13 protein-coding genes are annotated in these 15,869 nt (G+C 55.3%); 5 read left to right on the forward strand and 8 right to left on the reverse strand.

The features are described 5' to 3' along the window. Positions 1-83: 83 nt before the first annotated feature. The 3 genes from ACH518_RS03385 to ACH518_RS03395 form a co-directional block, all read right to left on the reverse strand. A complete protein-coding gene (locus ACH518_RS03385; protein ID WP_445371868.1) occupies positions 84-2,750 on the reverse strand; it encodes an MMPL family transporter in 2,667 nt (888 codons plus the stop codon). Positions 2,751-2,752: 2 nt separating this feature from the next. After that, a complete protein-coding gene (locus ACH518_RS03390) occupies positions 2,753-3,727 on the reverse strand; it encodes a calcium/sodium antiporter (protein ID WP_445371869.1) in 975 nt (324 codons plus the stop codon). Between the two features lie 61 nt (positions 3,728-3,788). After that, positions 3,789-4,616, reverse strand: a complete 828-nt coding sequence (locus ACH518_RS03395; protein ID WP_445371870.1) for an undecaprenyl-diphosphate phosphatase — start codon at positions 4,614-4,616, stop codon at positions 3,789-3,791. 280 nt (positions 4,617-4,896) lie between these two features. Here ACH518_RS03395 and ACH518_RS03400 point away from each other — a divergent pair, with 280 nt between their 5' ends. The 3 genes from ACH518_RS03400 to ACH518_RS03410 all read left to right on the forward strand — a co-directional run bounded on the left by ACH518_RS03400 (position 4,897) and on the right by ACH518_RS03410 (position 8,067). Further along, the gene (locus tag ACH518_RS03400) at positions 4,897-6,474 is read left to right on the forward strand and encodes a bifunctional aminoglycoside phosphotransferase/ATP-binding protein (protein ID WP_445371871.1); all 1,578 of its coding nucleotides are present in this window, start codon (positions 4,897-4,899) and stop codon (positions 6,472-6,474) included. A gap of 5 nt (positions 6,475-6,479) precedes the next feature. After that, complete coding sequence (locus tag ACH518_RS03405) at positions 6,480-7,454, forward strand: zinc-dependent alcohol dehydrogenase family protein (protein WP_445372961.1); 975 nt, start codon at positions 6,480-6,482, stop codon at positions 7,452-7,454. Positions 7,455-7,632: 178 nt separating this feature from the next. Further along, positions 7,633-8,067, forward strand: a complete 435-nt coding sequence (locus ACH518_RS03410) for a hypothetical protein (protein WP_140910729.1) — start codon at positions 7,633-7,635, stop codon at positions 8,065-8,067. A gap of 422 nt (positions 8,068-8,489) precedes the next feature. Here ACH518_RS03410 and ACH518_RS03415 read toward each other — a convergent pair whose 3' ends face one another. Both ACH518_RS03415 and ACH518_RS03420 read right to left on the reverse strand, forming a co-directional pair. Continuing rightward, the gene (locus ACH518_RS03415) at positions 8,490-9,266 is read right to left on the reverse strand and encodes a hypothetical protein (RefSeq protein ID WP_445371872.1); all 777 of its coding nucleotides are present in this window, start codon (positions 9,264-9,266) and stop codon (positions 8,490-8,492) included. A gap of 89 nt (positions 9,267-9,355) precedes the next feature. Further along, on the reverse strand, positions 9,356-9,946 hold the full coding sequence (locus ACH518_RS03420) for a hypothetical protein (RefSeq protein WP_445371873.1): 591 nt from the start codon (positions 9,944-9,946) through the stop codon (positions 9,356-9,358). A gap of 287 nt (positions 9,947-10,233) precedes the next feature. On the opposite strand from ACH518_RS03420, the gene ACH518_RS03425 reads away from it, so the two are divergent. Next, a complete protein-coding gene (locus ACH518_RS03425; protein ID WP_445370167.1) occupies positions 10,234-10,716 on the forward strand; it encodes a helix-turn-helix domain-containing protein in 483 nt (160 codons plus the stop codon). Next, positions 10,635-11,231 (forward strand): IS630 family transposase, encoded by a 597-nt coding sequence (locus tag ACH518_RS03430; RefSeq protein WP_445370166.1) that lies wholly within the window; start codon positions 10,635-10,637, stop codon positions 11,229-11,231. Before ACH518_RS03425 ends, ACH518_RS03430 begins: the two co-directional genes overlap by 82 nt. A 33-nt stretch (positions 11,232-11,264) precedes the next feature. Here the strand turns inward: ACH518_RS03430 and ACH518_RS03435 are convergent, their stop codons facing one another. From ACH518_RS03435 to ACH518_RS03445, 3 genes are all read right to left on the reverse strand, one after another. Continuing rightward, positions 11,265-11,978: a HEPN domain-containing protein gene (locus ACH518_RS03435; RefSeq protein WP_445371874.1), complete on the reverse strand. Its 714-nt coding sequence runs from the start codon at positions 11,976-11,978 to the stop codon at positions 11,265-11,267. 540 nt (positions 11,979-12,518) lie between these two features. Next, positions 12,519-13,616 carry a HupE/UreJ family protein gene (locus tag ACH518_RS03440; RefSeq protein ID WP_445371875.1) on the reverse strand — a complete coding sequence of 366 codons (1,098 nt, stop codon included), beginning with the start codon at positions 13,614-13,616 and terminating at the stop codon, positions 12,519-12,521. A gap of 10 nt (positions 13,617-13,626) precedes the next feature. Further along, positions 13,627-15,861: a TonB-dependent receptor gene (locus ACH518_RS03445; RefSeq protein ID WP_445371876.1), complete on the reverse strand. Its 2,235-nt coding sequence runs from the start codon at positions 15,859-15,861 to the stop codon at positions 13,627-13,629. Between the last annotated feature and the right edge of the window lie 8 nt (positions 15,862-15,869).

A 15,869-nucleotide genomic window follows, 5' to 3' on the forward strand; every position in this document is an offset into this window, starting at 1 on the left:
ACAAAAAGTTAAATCCAATTGGCGCCGGACCGGCCCGGCGGACGCGACCGCCTAAGTCTAGTCCAGCTTGGCCGGACTTGCGCTCAGGCAGCGTGGTCGGCTTTTTTCAGCACCAACTTGCTGATCGCCGGCAACACGATAAAGGTACACGTCATAATCCAGAAAATACCGATGGTGATGACCAGACCCATGCTGGAAATCCCCTGGTGCGGCGAAAACGCCAGGCCGACGAAGCTGGAAATTGTAGTCAATGCCCCGTAAAACATGCCGCGCGCGGTGCTGGATTGATAAATATTTTGTTCTTCCGACAAGGAGTGGTGCAGTTTTTCCACCATATGGATACCGTTATCGACACCCAAGCCCATCAATAAAGGCAGGGCGATGATATTGGCGAAATTGATCGGCGTGCCGGTAAATACCGTGGTCGCCATCGTAAACAAGCCGGCCAGCACCAACGGCGCCATTACCAGCAGGGTATCGATCACGCTGCGGCGGATGACCATCAGCAGCACCGCAATCGCCACCAGGGCGATGATAATCGCTTCCTGGAAGGCGCCGATCACGGCTTTCATCGACTCCCAATACATCACCGGCAAATCGGTCGCGTTCGGCGCCACGGCCTGCACGTCGACGATGAAACGCTGCAGATTGACCAAGTCGTTCAAATCTTCTTTCGGGAAAATCTGGATCCGGTACAAGCCGTCCTTACTCAGCCAACGCTCCCTGATTTCGTCCGGAATACTTTCCGGCACGATTTCGGCGGCTCGGAAACCGGTCAGCAATTCGTTCATCACGGTTGGCAGCGTACCGAGCAACGAAGTCTGAATTTTCTCGATGAATACACCGCGGTCCGGCTGCATCCGCGCTTCCAGTTCCAGCTGCACATCCAGCAATTCCTGCTTGAAGCGGCTCAAGGACTGAATATCGCCCGGATTGGTCTTTTTCGGCAGATTGGCGTCGATCGCCGCAATCATGCGTTTGATGGCCGGCAACGGATCGGCGCCGCTCTTCAATTGCGGAAACGACTGGCTTTGCGGCCCCAGCGCCAGCGCCATATCGTCGATCACGCCAAGCTTTTCCTCCTGGTCTTCCGGGACGAAATCGAACAGGCTGACGGTCTTATCGACGGTTTTCAGGGCCGCCAATTTGGTTTGCATGGCTTTGGCTTCGGTTTCACTTTTGACCAATACCGTCAATGTCATCGGCGAGGTTTCCCGCTCCTTCATCAATTCCTTGAAGGCAACCACCGACTCGGTATGCGGGTCGCGCAGATTCAGCGGATTGAAATCGGTCTTGACCTGGAACACGAAATACACCGCGGCGATTGCACCGGCCAGGGTCAGAAACGAAATCGGCTTGGCGTAGTGCAGGGTAAAGTGGGCCAGGGCCAGCGACAATTTGGAGGCGCCGGGCTGCTCGCCGTGCAGATTGTGGTAGGGCGGATTCGGCAGCACTTTCAGTAACACCGGCAACACCGTCAGCGTGACGAACAGGCAGATAAACAAACTGGTACCGGCCAATAAACCCAGCTCGGAGATGCCCTGGTAATCGGTCGGAATAAACGCATACAGACCGATCGAGGTGGTGCCGGCGCATAAAATCAGCGACGGGCTGGTCGCCAGCAAGGCGGAACGGATGGCCTTGCCTTTGTCGCTGCCGTGCAGATCCAGATTGTCCCGGTAACGCAGGCAAAAATGGATGGCGTATTCGACGCCCAAACCGATGTTGGACACGGCGAAGGCCACCGAAATCAGGTTCAACTGTTTCACCGCGACCGAGGCGAACAAGCCGCAAAACACCATGCCCAACGCCAGCGTCAGCAGCGTGGCCAGCATCAGCAGCCAGGAGCGGTAAGCCACCAGCAGAATGCCGCAGACCAACACCACCGAGAAAATACTGGCGGTGAAAGTACCCTCGCTCATACCGGCCATCTCGTCGTGCTCCAAGCCGACTTCGCCGGTAATCCAGACTTTGACGGCCGGCATGTTCGGGTCCTGAATTTTATTGGCCGCCTTGCGGATCACGTCAATCGCCGGCTCGACCGGCAGAATCTGGCTGAAATCGAATTTGGGGGTGACGAAGATAAAGGCCTTGTCGGACTGCTCTTCGCTGATTTTGTTTTCGGCGATCAATTTTTGCCAGGACAGCAGGTCGGTCTCGCCGTTCAGGGTCTTGTGCAACGAATTGCTGACTTTGTCGATCAAGGACATCAAGTCGATCGGCACTTCCTCGGTCTTGGTTTCGGCGTTCAGCGCATCCTCGAAAATCGAGAAAAAACCGTTCAGACTCGGGTCCTGCGAAATCCGGCCGATGAAGGGCTGGGCTTGCGCCAGTGTGACCGAGAAATCCTGCAATTTGTCGGCATCCAGGTACAACAGGCCGTTGCGTTGGAAGAATTCGTTTTCGTCGGGCCGATAGACTTTGGTGAAATGTTCGGTATCGGCGCGCAATTCGCGGCCCAGGCGCCGGGCCGCCGCTTTGGTCAGTTCCGGACTGGACGATTCGATCACCAGCAGCAGCGTATGCACTTCCTGGCCGAACTGCTGCTCGAACTTGCGCCGGTTTTGTTGAAACGGCGCATCCGGCGCGATCAATTCGGCGGTATCGGTATTCACGGTCAAGTGGTTGCCGGTGTACTGCAAAGCCCAATAAGCCGCCAACACCGAAACCAACAGCACCAGGGCAGGGGAATAAAGCAGCCAATTACCCCAACGGTAGGCGAAATGCCCCAAACGGTTTTCCAAAGACATAGTTACCCACTCACCACGGTGTCGATCAAATAAAGCGTGTAAGCCGCGTAAACCGCCAACAGCACGCCGCCTTCGACACGGTTGATGCGGCCCTGCTCGCGCTTGCCGGCATAACCCAACGCAAACAGCGACGCGGTCAGCAAGGCCATCAACGGCCAATCGCGGTTGACGATTTCGACCGGAATCGACATCGGATGAATCGCGCCGGCCAAGCCGACCACGGCCAAGGTATTGAACAAATTGGAACCGATGATGTTGCCCAGAGCCAGATCGTGTTCGCCTTTACGGGCCGCGGCTATCGACGAGGCCAATTCCGGCAGCGAGGTGCCGATCGCGACGACGGTCAAGCCGATGATCAAATCGCTGACGCCCAGATTCTGCGCAATCGTCACCGCACCCCACACCAACAGCCGGGAACTGATCATCAGCAGCAATAAGCCGCTAACCACCCAGATCGTGGCCTGGGCAAACGACATAGTGTGCTCTGCCAACTCTTCCGCCACTTCGTCGGCCAACACGTCAACCTTCTGCTTCAGGCCCTGACGCACCATCCAGGTCATTACCCCAACGAAAACCGTCAGTTCCAGTATGGCATCGGTCCGCGACAAACTACCGTCGTAGAGCTGGCCGAAGGCGAATACCGTCACGCCCATCAATACCGGCAATTCTTTCTTGATGATTTGCGAGTGAACCACAATAGGGCTGATCAAGGCCACCGTACCCAGGATCAAAGCGATATTGGTAATGTTGGAACCGTAGGCGTTACCCAAAGCGATACCCGGATTGCCTTGCCAGGCCGACAGCGCCGAAACCGTCAATTCCGGCGCAGAGGTGCCGAAACCGATGACCACCATACCGATCAATAGCGGCGACATGCCCAGAAAACGCGCGATCGCCGCGGCGCCTTCCACAAAAATATCGGCACTCCAGACCAATACCACCAGACCGATGACTATCATCAACAACGGCAACGCCATAACCTACCCTTCAATGTTAAAGATCAAAAAACCAAACCCGCCGCAAGCGTGGCGGAAAACCTCAATCAACGGTCCACTGCACCAGACCGCTGTAGGCCGTTGCCAACACGACGATACCGAACACAATCCGGTACCAGGCGAAAATAATGAAATCGTGGTGGCTGATGTAACGCAGCAAGCCCTTCACCGCCACCAAAGCGCTGACGAAAGCGGCGGCCAGACCGATCGCAAACGACAACACGTCGTTATCGGCTTGCAGCAAATCGCGGTGTTTATATAAGTCGTAGACGCTGGCCACCACCAGCGTCGGAATCGCCAGGAAGAACGAAAACTCGGTGGCCGCCTTGCGCGACAAGCCGAACAGCAAGCCGCCGATAATGGTCGAGCCGGAGCGCGACATGCCCGGAATCAGCGCGAAAGCCTGGGCAATCCCCAACTTCAACGCATCCAGCGCCGACAAATCGTCGACGGATTCGACCCGGACTTTGTGCTCGCGTTTTTCGGCCCAGATGATGATGAAGGCGCCGACGATGAAGGCCAACGCCACCGGCACCGGTTTGAACAGCGTCGCCTTCAGGAATTTGCCGAACAGCAGACCCAGCGCCGCCAACGGCACGAAGGCGATGGCCAGATTCAACACGAACTTCTGCGCCTGCCGCTCAGTAGCCAGGCCGCTAAGTACCGAACCGATCTTGGCCCGGTATTCCCAGCAAATGGCCAGGATCGCGCCAACCTGAATCACGATGGTGAACAGCTTGGCTTTGTCGTCGTTAAAATTCAGCAAATCGCCGGCTAGAATCAAGTGGCCGGTGCTGGAAATGGGCAGGAATTCGGTTAACCCTTCGACGATGCCGAGGATCAGGGATTTGACGAGTATTGAGATATCCATATTAAGTCAGCGCTGAGTGCCAGCCGGCACGGTGGTTGGGGACGACCGACGATGCGCCCGAACAAAGCCGTTACGGCCGCATCAAAAGCCACGTAAACGGGACGGAATTATATTCGAAAACTCAATTATCCCGTAACTTTAGCCGCAGTAGTTCAAGCAATTCACTCACAAAATCGGTCCCGACGGCGACCTGATCGCACCGCCAAATCGGTTTTGCCGGGATTCCGCCGATCTGTCAGAATCGGCCGCAAACCGCTGTAACGCCGGGAGAGTGCCAGCCATGACCACGCAATATCCGCAGCTGATCCGGGCCCTGTGCGATCCGGCACGCTACCCGCATCCGGCCCGCAAGGTCGAGGTCCTCGAAACCCACATTTCCTGGGTACTGCTGGCCGGCCGCTATGCTTATAAAATCAAAAAGCCGGTCGATCTGGGATTCCTGGATTTCAGCGACCTGCCCAAACGGCGATTTTTCTGCGAGGAAGAACTGCGACTGAACCGGCGTCTGGCGCCTTCTCTTTATCTGGCAACGGTTGCCATCGGCGGCAGCGCCGAACAACCGGAAATCGGCCGCGAACCGGCCATCGAATATGCGGTAAAAATGCGTCGTTTTGCGCTGGATAAAACCCTGGACCACCTGTTCTGCCGCCAAGCGCTGGCGCCGGAACATCTCGACCGCCTGGCCCAAAGTCTCTCCGCGTTTCACGCCGCGCTTCCCCCGGCAACAGCCGATTCGGTTTACGGTACGCCGGCCGCGGTGATGGCCCCGGTCAGACAAAATTTTCAGCAATTGCGGTCGCTGCTCGAAACGACGGATTGGCAGATGCTCGACCACTTGGAAACCGCCTGCGAAACCGAATACGCCGCTTGTGCGGCCCTGATCGGCGAGCGGCGCCAACAAGGCCACATTCGCGAGTGCCACGGCGATCTGCATCTGGGCAATATCGTGCTGTTGCGCCAGCGGCCGGTACCTTTCGACGGCATCGAGTTTGCGCCGGAACTGCGCTGGATCGACACGATCAACGACACCGCCTTTATGGTAATGGACCTATTGCAGCGCGGCCGCGGCGATCTGGCCTATCGGTTTCTGAACGCTTATCTGGAACACAACGGCGATTATGCCGGCCTGGGCCTGCTGCGGTTTTACCTGAGTTACCGGGCGACGGTGCGGGCCAAAGTCGCCGGCTTTCGTTTGGCGCAGAGCGGCGACCCGGCCGCCAAACGCGAGTGTCTGGCCTACCTGGAACTGGCGAGCAGTTGCCTGACGCAACGCAAACCGGCGCTGATTGTGATGCACGGCCTGCCCGGCAGCGGCAAAAGCCGCGTCGCCCAATGGTTATCGCAGCGATACCGCTTGATCCGGCTGCGCTCCGACGTCGAGCGCAAACGCCTGTTCGGCCTGCAGCCACTGGCATCCAGCCATTCCGCAATTGGCGGCGGCATTTACCAGGCCGACGCCAGCCGGCAAACCTATGACCGGCTGCTTGAATTGAGCCGGAATTTGCTGGCCGCCGGTTTCGGCGTGATCGTCGATGCCGGATTTCTGCAATACGATCAACGCCGGCCGTTCCGGGAACTGGCGACACAGATCGGCGCCGGATTTGCGTTGGTCTCAGTTGAGGCCGAGCCTGCTACCTTGCACCAGCGGATAATCGAACGCCAGGCCGCCGGCAACGATGCATCGGAAGCCGGCCTGGAAGTACTGGAACAAGCCCACCGCAGCCAGGACGCCTTACAAGCCGACGAGATATGCAGCAGCGTGGTATTCGATAACAATACCGAGCAGCCAGCAGCGGACATTAGCGTTGAGCTCCGGCGACAATTGGCCGAACTGGCCGGATTGAGGGAAGAACCGTGAAAGCGATGATTCTGGACCGTGCCGGCGCTCCGTTGCGCCTGGCCGATATTGATTTGCCGGTTCCGGCGGCCGGCCAAGTGCTATTGAAAGTCCGCGCCTGCGGCGTCTGCCGCACCGATCTGCACGTGGCCGACGGCGAACTGGCCCATCCTAAGCTGCCTTTGATTCCCGGCCACGAAATCGTCGGCGAACTGCTTGCCAAAGGCTCCGGGGCCAACCGTTTCGCCGTCGGTCAGCGCGTCGGCGTACCCTGGCTGGGCCATACCTGCGGCACATGCCGGTATTGCCTGAGCCGGCGGGAAAATCTGTGCGAAGCCCCCGGCTTCACCGGCTACACCTTGGATGGCGGCTATGCCGAATACGCGGTCGCCGAACAGGATTACTGTTTCGCGCTGCCGCAGAAATACGGCGACAGCGAAGCCGCCCCGCTGCTCTGCGCCGGCCTGATCGGCTACCGCTCCTTGGTCGCCGCCGGCGATGCCGAAACCCTTGGGATTTACGGCTTCGGTGCCGCCGCCCACATCATTACCCAGGTCGCCGTCTGGCAGGGACGGCGGGTATTCGCCTTCACCAAACCCGGCGACTGCGCCGGCCAGGATTTTGCCCGGCAACTCGGCGCCGAGTGGGCCGGCGATTCGACCCAGCCGCCGCCGCGCCCGATGGATGCGGCAATCCTGTTCGCGCCGGTCGGCGCCTTGGTTCCGGAAGCGCTACGGCAGGTCGCGAAAGGCGGAACCGTGGTTTGTGCCGGCATTCATATGAGCGAGATTCCGGCCTTCCCCTACTCGATCTTGTGGGGCGAACGCACGCTGCGTTCGGTCGCCAACCTGACCCGCCAGGACGGCGAAGCCTTTCTGGCGATAGCCGCGCAAGCACCGCTGAAAACCCACGTCCAAACTTTTGCGTTGGCCGAGGCCAACCTGGCCCTGGCGCAATTGAAAAACGGCCGAATCCAGGGCGCGGCGGTTTTGATCCCCTAAAATCAGGCCGCATTTATCCGCTTGACGGCAAAAGGATTTTCTTGCAACTACCGCTTGGACATCGGCCAAATCGAGGTAAATTAGCTTTCGCGGGCCGGCATTTCCTAGCCCAGGCGATCTTTGTTAGAATCGCTGCCGATTCAAAGAAAAAACACCCTAAAAAACACCACCCTAAGCCATGAATAAAAAGAAAATTATAATATTCGCCGTTTGCTTGGCCGGTCTGCTTGCCATCCAAATCAAGTTTTTCCTGCCCTTCATGTACGACATCGCCGCATCCGACCTGTTTTTGGTCGAGAGCAAAGACGTTGCCAATCCCATGGCAATCAGCACCGACATGACCGCTATGGCCTTCGGCCACTGCAACACCCACATCAAGCAAAACGCGGAAGAAGGCCAAAACCTGACTTTCGCCGCGCAGCCGACCAACGCCTGGAGCTTGGGTAATTACGAATACATCGTCAATGCCGACGTCGAAATCAGCGGCAAGGACAGTCCGGCAACATTGCGCCACTACGCCTGCCGTATCCAATACGAAAAAGGCGACGACACCTCCGGCGCCGCCGACTTCGAAAACTGGTCGGTGGAAGGCATCGGCGGCCTGACCGACTGAGCCGCATAAGCAACACCGGACAGCACCAACAAAAAGCCCGCGAGGCTCAGCAGCCTGGCGGGCTTTTTTATGCGATCAAGCGCTGGCTCTGCTGACGCCAACGCTCAGAAGCTATAAGAAATTTCGCCATAAACCGTCCGCCCGGCTTGCAGGAAAAACGCCGAATACCCCCGATCCAACAGGTTGTTAACCGAAAAAACTACGACGGCGTTCCGGCAAATTCACTGTGAAGCAATAACACCCACCTTGTATAAAAACCCTTCGATAATTCGGCACCACCTTACGCCAACCGTTATACGCCGAACCGCGGGAAGTCACATGACAAAGCGCCCCTTAGAATTCGATTTTGATGCGTCGGGCCATGAACGGAAAGCAGTGCAAGTAATACTACTAAGCTAGACCTGCCCCCTCTTTGCCTGGGGTTAGCTGTCACCGCGCACCTCTTGCCTCTCGACCTTATAGTCGAAGAACTTCGATAGCAAGCGGCAGAACTTCCCTCTGTGGAACGGCCAGTGCTGGACAGGATCGAAGGCGTGGACGAAGACATCTCCAGAGAGCCCCGGACCCAAAACCTGAAACTGGAGAAAGACTGCCAGGTCGTAGACGGCAAAACACTCGCGATTGAATCGCTCAAGCTCTCCGGCGATGACCTTCGATTCGGGAGGCCCCTTACCCGCTTGCTGAATCTCTTGGCGCAGTTGAGCCGGCGACCGATGAACATAAGCCGAGAGGCGCTTGAATTGGCTGACGACCGATGCTTTGAAGTCTGCCTCTTCCGAGGGAGACAACCCAAAGAACGCTTGATCGGCGATAAAGTCAACTGAAGACCTAGGAATGCTCGACTCCAAGTAGGCAACGCGCTCCTCAAGCGTAAAGTTCCAATTGTTGAGGTCGACAATGGCGTGTTTTGATGCAGATTCAAGTAGATAGCGTAGCTCCCTCTTCGCTGGCGCATACATGCCCTCCGATGCCAAGAACGTAACAGCTGCCATGGTTTGAAACGCGTCGTGTATGAACCTGAAGGAAAGGGAGTTGTCGACGAGAGCCTGAGATCGCGATGCCATTAGCCAAACCGTCGCGAGCGATACGCTGAAGCCTTTCTGCATAGCTAACAGCCTACGCTGCTGGGCCTGATAGGCCTCGGACTTCTTGCCATGGGCGATTGCCTCGGCAAACGACGGCTCGATTGGGGCTTCCATTGACGGCTAACGTCAAAGGTAACAGGCGCCCAAACAGGTGGCGAAGCCAGCTGTTTGGGCGTCCCTGTTGACCGCCTTGTTGGGCATGCTCATCTTTTGATTTCCTTTAAATCCTTTACAAGCCACTCTGTGAGCGCAATAAATTCTCTTGCATCTTCTACGGTTACGGGCCCACCACCATGTCCATGAACCGCAATATTTCTGAGATTTGTCATGCGCTTGACCAGATCAATTTTGTCATCACCGATATATCCTGCGTCCTTTAGGTGTATTGCATTTTTTAGGGCGGAGTTGTGAGGGGGGTAATCCGGTGAACTGGCAGTGCGCAAAATGGCGTCCATTAGTTCGACTTCAACTGCGGTCCATGCGAGCGCAACCGCTGGTTCTGGAAACTCTTCAAAGAGTCTTTTTGATTCGTTAATGATTTGATTTGAGTCTCTCTCACTTTTTGGCTTGCTTATTAAAGTGGGCTTGTTGGCTGCGGGCAGAATTTGATTTGCTTTTTCCTCGGCTTTTCTCAATTCCTTGCCAAAATCGAGTTCTAAGTCTTTGTATTTCAGATTCCGCAATGTTGGCAACAATGTTCCAAGTGGCTTTCTAATCAGAAGCACGAGGACGACTGTAGCTACGGGCCAAGCTAGTGAACCCACAACGGATGAAGCGAATGTTAGCCAATCCACTCAGTACTCCTCCTCTTTGACGCTCAACAAGTAATTAGCTGGTTTCCGTATAACTACCGAAAAAATGATCTTCGAAACGATAATTTATTGTTCCGCATATGATTTTCCCTTCTGTATATCATCGTGGAAAAGATGGGGTCAGGTCTATAAATATAGCAAAACCTTTCAAGGACGCTTAATTACTAGACCTGTCCCTATTTTGGAAAAAATAAAACTGCATTAAGCGCTTAACAACAAATAGGCATGCAGTAAAATAGCAGGGTTTTAGATACGGTGGTGGCGACGGAATGCGGGTAAGGCCCATAGAATTGAGAGAAAGCGAACGAGAGCAACTACAGCTAATCATCAAGAAAGGGAGTGATTGGCGAGAACGGGAGCGTGCGGAAACCATTTTGATGTTATCCGAGGGTCAAACAGTCGTTGCTATTGCAGAGCATCAGGGGGTGAAGCCGGAAGCAGTCCGCGAGCGGCGACGAAAGTGGTGGAGAAACGGACTAAACAGCTTACCGGATCAACCGCGTAGTGGTGCGCCGAGCAAGTTGACTGACGCGCATCGAAGCCAACTCAAGGAATGGATCGATGCGGAACCTTTGAACTGCCGGGTATTGGTTAGTCGTCTAACGACGGAGTGCGGAGTAACGATTAGTGCTGGCACCTTGCGGAACGAGTTAAAACGCATGGGCTATGTGTGGAAACGCACTCGTTACAGTTTAAAAAAAAGCGCGATCCCGAGCGCTTCGAGCAGGCCCGACAAGACATCGCTGAACTGATTAAGCAAGCTCAAGCTGGTGAAATTGAATTGGCCTATGTGGACGAAGCGGGGTTTGCGCCACAACCACCGAATCGTTCAGCTTGGACAAAAAGCGGAGAAGTCCATGCCATTACTGCTAAGCGTGCACTACGCTTGAATGTGATCGGTGCCATGCTGTCATCCGGCCGATTAATACTGGCTAAACTGTGGCAAAGCGTAAATGGTCTATGGTTCTTTGGCTTTCTGATGGCGTTGATCGACCGCGTCAGCAAACCCTTGGTAGTGATTTTGGATAATGCATCCATTCATACTGCCAAGAAACTGAAACCTTATTGGGATTTGTTGGAAGAAAAAGGGATGCGATTTTATTTCCTGCCACCCTACAGTCCCGAGCTGAACCGGATTGAATTGCTGTGGCATAAAATGAAATATGAATGGCTGCCATTCAAGACATTTACGCCGGATGAACTTGAGCAAGCCATTGACGAAATTGGTCACGGGTTTGGCTCGCAATACACGTTAACTTTTTGCTAGGCGCTTATAACCGCGTTCCGGTTGAGCGCCAGGTTAGGCTCTTTCTTTGAAATATTGCTTTGTGTCATAAGATAAATCGACAAAATCTTTTAGAGCCTCGAGTGCTTCTTTACCGAAAAAGGCTAAAGGCGGATCTATAACAGAGAATTTCGATTGCCTTCTTCTTATATCATCTCTTTCAATGTTTTCATCACCATAAAAAAAGTTATCCCAAACAAGATAACTATAGGCAATAGGCTTTTCTTTGATAATTTTTTCCAAAAGCCCTCCCGGCAGCCGGTACTCTTTCGGACTTTTCTCTAAGTCGGATGGCTCAATTTTTCGAAGGTTATATCCTTCATAAGCACTTTCGTCGTAGCAATACCTACGAATATACCAAACAACCTCATCAAGGCTGTCAAGGGCGCATTCTTCTAAACATGCCGCCCCTTCAAAATAACGGTTTTCGCCAAACTCATTTATGTAATGAATAAATAACTCGGCCTTTGCAGGAAGCCGTAAATCAAGCCCTGCGACTGCGTTTACCGCACTTAGCAATTTGACAATGTCATGTTTAAAACCCTTCGCTGGTCTTTTTTTGAAAAGTAAAAGAGCTTTTAGGTATTTTTCTATTGAATGCAGTCCCGACCATAAAAATGGTTCAGTTAAACCGGCCTTATAACTCATTCTAGCGGCAATATAATCCTCGTCAGCAGTATATCGTAGTGACCGTTGTGCGTAGTCGTTGATTAAAACCTGATCTTCCATGATTTCCTTGCTTCCACTATCTCGGCCTAACAAGTAATTAGCTGGTTTCCGTATAAATACCGAAAAAATGATCTTCGAAACGATAATTTATTGTTTCGAGTATGACTTTCCCTTCTCTATATCACTGCAGATTGATTTGACGTGTAACTGTCGTATTGCCGATATTGAATCAGATTAAGCGATAGACAGCAAAGAGTCGATTGCGCCAGTTCGCTGCGCCCAAAAGCCCTAATTCACTACCGGCATGCTCGGTGGCCGGTCAGGGGAAATACGCGATTTATAGAAATTAATCGCGAGGTATACGGGAGGGGATGGTTTTTCTACGCTAGCACTGCGCCGATTCCGATCAAAGCCGCCACGGATTCCGACTCCAAAATCACCAGCCATGAGCAACCTACCCACCCAAGTAGGGCAGTCGTCTTCTGACATTGACAACAATAACCCACCTCGACTCGGAAAAACTATTTTGGCTTGGAATTGCAACCGGCGGATTTAACCGGAGTGTCGAGGCGGGTCCGTAAATCCGCCGTTCGGTTTTATTTAGAACATGGTCCGTTCCACCAGCCAGAAGGCGCCCATCACACTGACCGCAACCGAGCCGCCCTTCAAAAACCGGCTGGCCGTTGCGACCTGATTGTTCAGCCACCAGATCAACGGCAGCACCAGCGCCGCGACGGCAATCTGTCCGCTTTCTATGCCTAAGTTGAACGCCAGCAGCGGCAACAAAATCCCGGTGTCGGCCGCCGAGATGTTCATTTCCTGCAACACCCCGGCAAAGCCGAAGCCGTGGATCAGCCCGAAACCGAAGGTCAGCCAGTGCCGGCCCTTGGGCTGGTCGCCACAGACAATGTTCTCGATGCCGACGTAGATAATCGTCGCGGCGATGAAGGGTTCGACGAAACTGGCCGGCAATTCGACCAGCCGCAATCCGGCACAAGCCAAAGTGATGGAGTGGGCGATGGTAAAGAAGGTGATGATCTTCAACGCCGGCCACAAACTATGCGTCACCGCCAATAACGCGAACAGGAACAGCAGGTGGTCGTAGCCGGTCAGGATGTGTTCGATACCCAACTTGAAAAAGTCGCCGAACGCCGCGAACGCAGCTTGGGGGGCTGCCGAGTCCGCGACGGCGGCGAGTGTCAGGAGGTATTCGTCGTCGTTGCGGCCCAGCATCTTTTCGGCCAGCGACTTCCCAGCGACATCGCGTACCGTCAAGTACTGCTGGTGGCCTTCCGGTAGCAATGCCAGAAATCCGGATTGCACTCGCAACTGGCGTTGCACCGCCAGCGGATACTGCAACTCGACCTGGGCATTGTTCTTGCCGTCGTAACTGACCGGGCCGGGCTGACTCTGCACTTCGACGCCGTCAACCGCGATACGCAACTGTTCCGCCAACAGTTTGGCGATGGCGGGCTTGGCCACTTCGCGTTCGGCATCGCTGACTTCGGCGTCCAGATCGCTATCCATCGCTACGAAGGCTTCGATATCCTGCAACGCAAAGGTTGCGGTGGCCTCGACATGGTCCGGTTTCAGGACCAGATCCAGCGAGCTGAGTCCGGGCGGATGGGCGTCGGCCCGACCGGCTATCAACCCCAGCAGTAACAACGCCAGCCCGCAAGCCGGAAGTCGAATTGTCATGCCGCTCACCTCAGAAATTGATGGTAATGGTGCCGCGGAACATGCGCGGTTCGACCGGATGCTTCAGGATGCCGAATTGGTTGGGCGAACCGTTCGGATATGAAGATTCATAGGCATAGGCGATGTCGTTGCTTTGTGAGCCGAGGATGTTGAACACATCGATCTCGAATTTGTAGCGTTTCTGCTTGTAACCGGCGCTGAGGTTGACGATGTTGGTATCGCCGGACCAGTAATCGACGTTAGTGTCCGGATCGCGGTCCAGATAGACCCTGCCGAAATGCCGCAAGCGAATCGAGCCGAACAAGCCGTTCGGCGCTTCGATCGTGGCGCCGGTGGAAACCACCCGGCCGACCGAGTTAGGGATATACAGATTGTTGTCGGCGTATTTGGCGGTGGTCAGCGCAAAGTCGGCATCCAGCGTCAGCCAATCGAACGGTTTGTAGTAGTTGGTCAATTCGACGCCGTAACGGTGCGATTTGCCGGTGGCTTCCGTGGTGCCGGCGTCGCCGACGAACACCAGTTCCTGGCTGGATTCCAGCCACCACAAGGCGAAGGTGCTGTTCAGGCCCGGCACATAGTTGCTGCGAATACCGGCCTCGCCGCCGCGCGACCAGGCGGCGGGACGAATACGTGGACTGATGGCGTTACCGTCCGGATCGAGCCCGGTACCCGTGACGGGATGCATTTGCAGGGTGGTGCCTCGAGCATCGTTCGAGTGGTAACCATAACCGATATTGAAGAAAAACTCGGTATCGGCCCAAGGCCCCAAGACCAAGCTTAGTTTGGGGCTGACCATAACCTTACCGCGGCTGCCCGAGTTGGCCGCAATCGTCGATGCCAGGCCGCTACCGGTGGCGGCGACCTCGACGTCGTTATTGATAAAGTCGCCGCGCAAACCGGCAATGGTGCGGACTTTATCGTGCCAGTGTGTGGTGTTTTTGAAGTACGTGCCGACCGTGGTGACGCCGACATTGTGACGACTGACGGTATTGACGATTTGACGGGCTTCGGTTTCGTACAAGCCCAAGTCCATGATCTGGTCGTTGCGGAATTGCAGACCGACGCTGTTATCCATTTCGAAGCCGAACAATTTGTTGTAGCGGGTGTGTTCGAAATGGCCGCCGGTCTGCACCCGACGTTCGGATTGCAATATCTGGTCGCCGCCAGCACCGCGGGTAAAACCGCTGAAATTGGAAAACAGGTTCAGGTCGGTATACAAGGCATAGATATTGGCGTCGTTTTTCCAGTTACCGCCCTGATTCCAGAAACTGGCGGAGGCACTGTAACGGTTGGTTTCGCCGCCGTCGGTCGGGTCCATACTGCCGTAAAGCCCGAGACTGCCGTTGTCGATCGCCGCTTGCGGAATCTGGTTGGTCGCCGTCCAACTGTTGGTATAGGCCTTGCCGTTGATCGACATGCCCCAATCGTCGCCGCCCAGGGTGTAACGCAACTGACCGTTGAATTTCTTCGAGTCTTCCGGCACTTGCCAGACGCCGTCGTACAGATTGAATTCGCCGGCGTAGAGCAAATCGCCGTCGCCGACTTTCATCGAGTTGGCGACCAGCGTGCGGTAATAATCGAACGAGCCGGCCGTGAATTTCAAAATGCCCTGGTCCAGTTTGTCCATCGTGAACATCTTGGCGTAACCGGCGGCGGCAAAGTCGCCGACCTCGGCGTAATACGGGCCTTTGCCGTATTCGACTTTCTTGACCAGTTCCGGAATGATGCTGTTGATGTCCATGTAACCCTGGCCGTGGGCGTGGGTGGTCATGTTCATCGGAATGCCGTCGACGAAGGTGGTGAAGTCGGTACCGTGGTCCAGATTGAAACCGCGCAGGAAGTATTGGTTGGCCTTGCCGGAGCCGCTGTGCTGGGTGGCGATGGCGCCGGGCACGACTTCGACCAGCTCACCGTTACGCGAGAACGGCCGATGTTCGAATTGCTTCTGGCTGACTTCGCCTTGCGAGGCCGACGGCGCGATGCCGATCAGATTTTTGGCGCGGCCGTCTTCCTCGACTTGCACCGCTTCCAACTCTTCCGACTTTTCCGCTTTTTTGGCTTTTTTGACGGTTTTGGCTGCCGGCTTCGCCTCTTCGGCAGCGGCGACGGCGATCGTATCCGCCGTATCCGGCGCCGGCTCGGCCAACACGTCGGCCCCGGCCAGACCAAGGGCGATTTCCAGGCCGACGGCCATTAGTGTTTTGGGAAACAGCGCGGCGCGCCGGGACAGGCGTAGTGGGTACATATTCTTCC

It is taken from the genome of Methylomonas sp. HW2-6 (assembly GCF_052474525.1).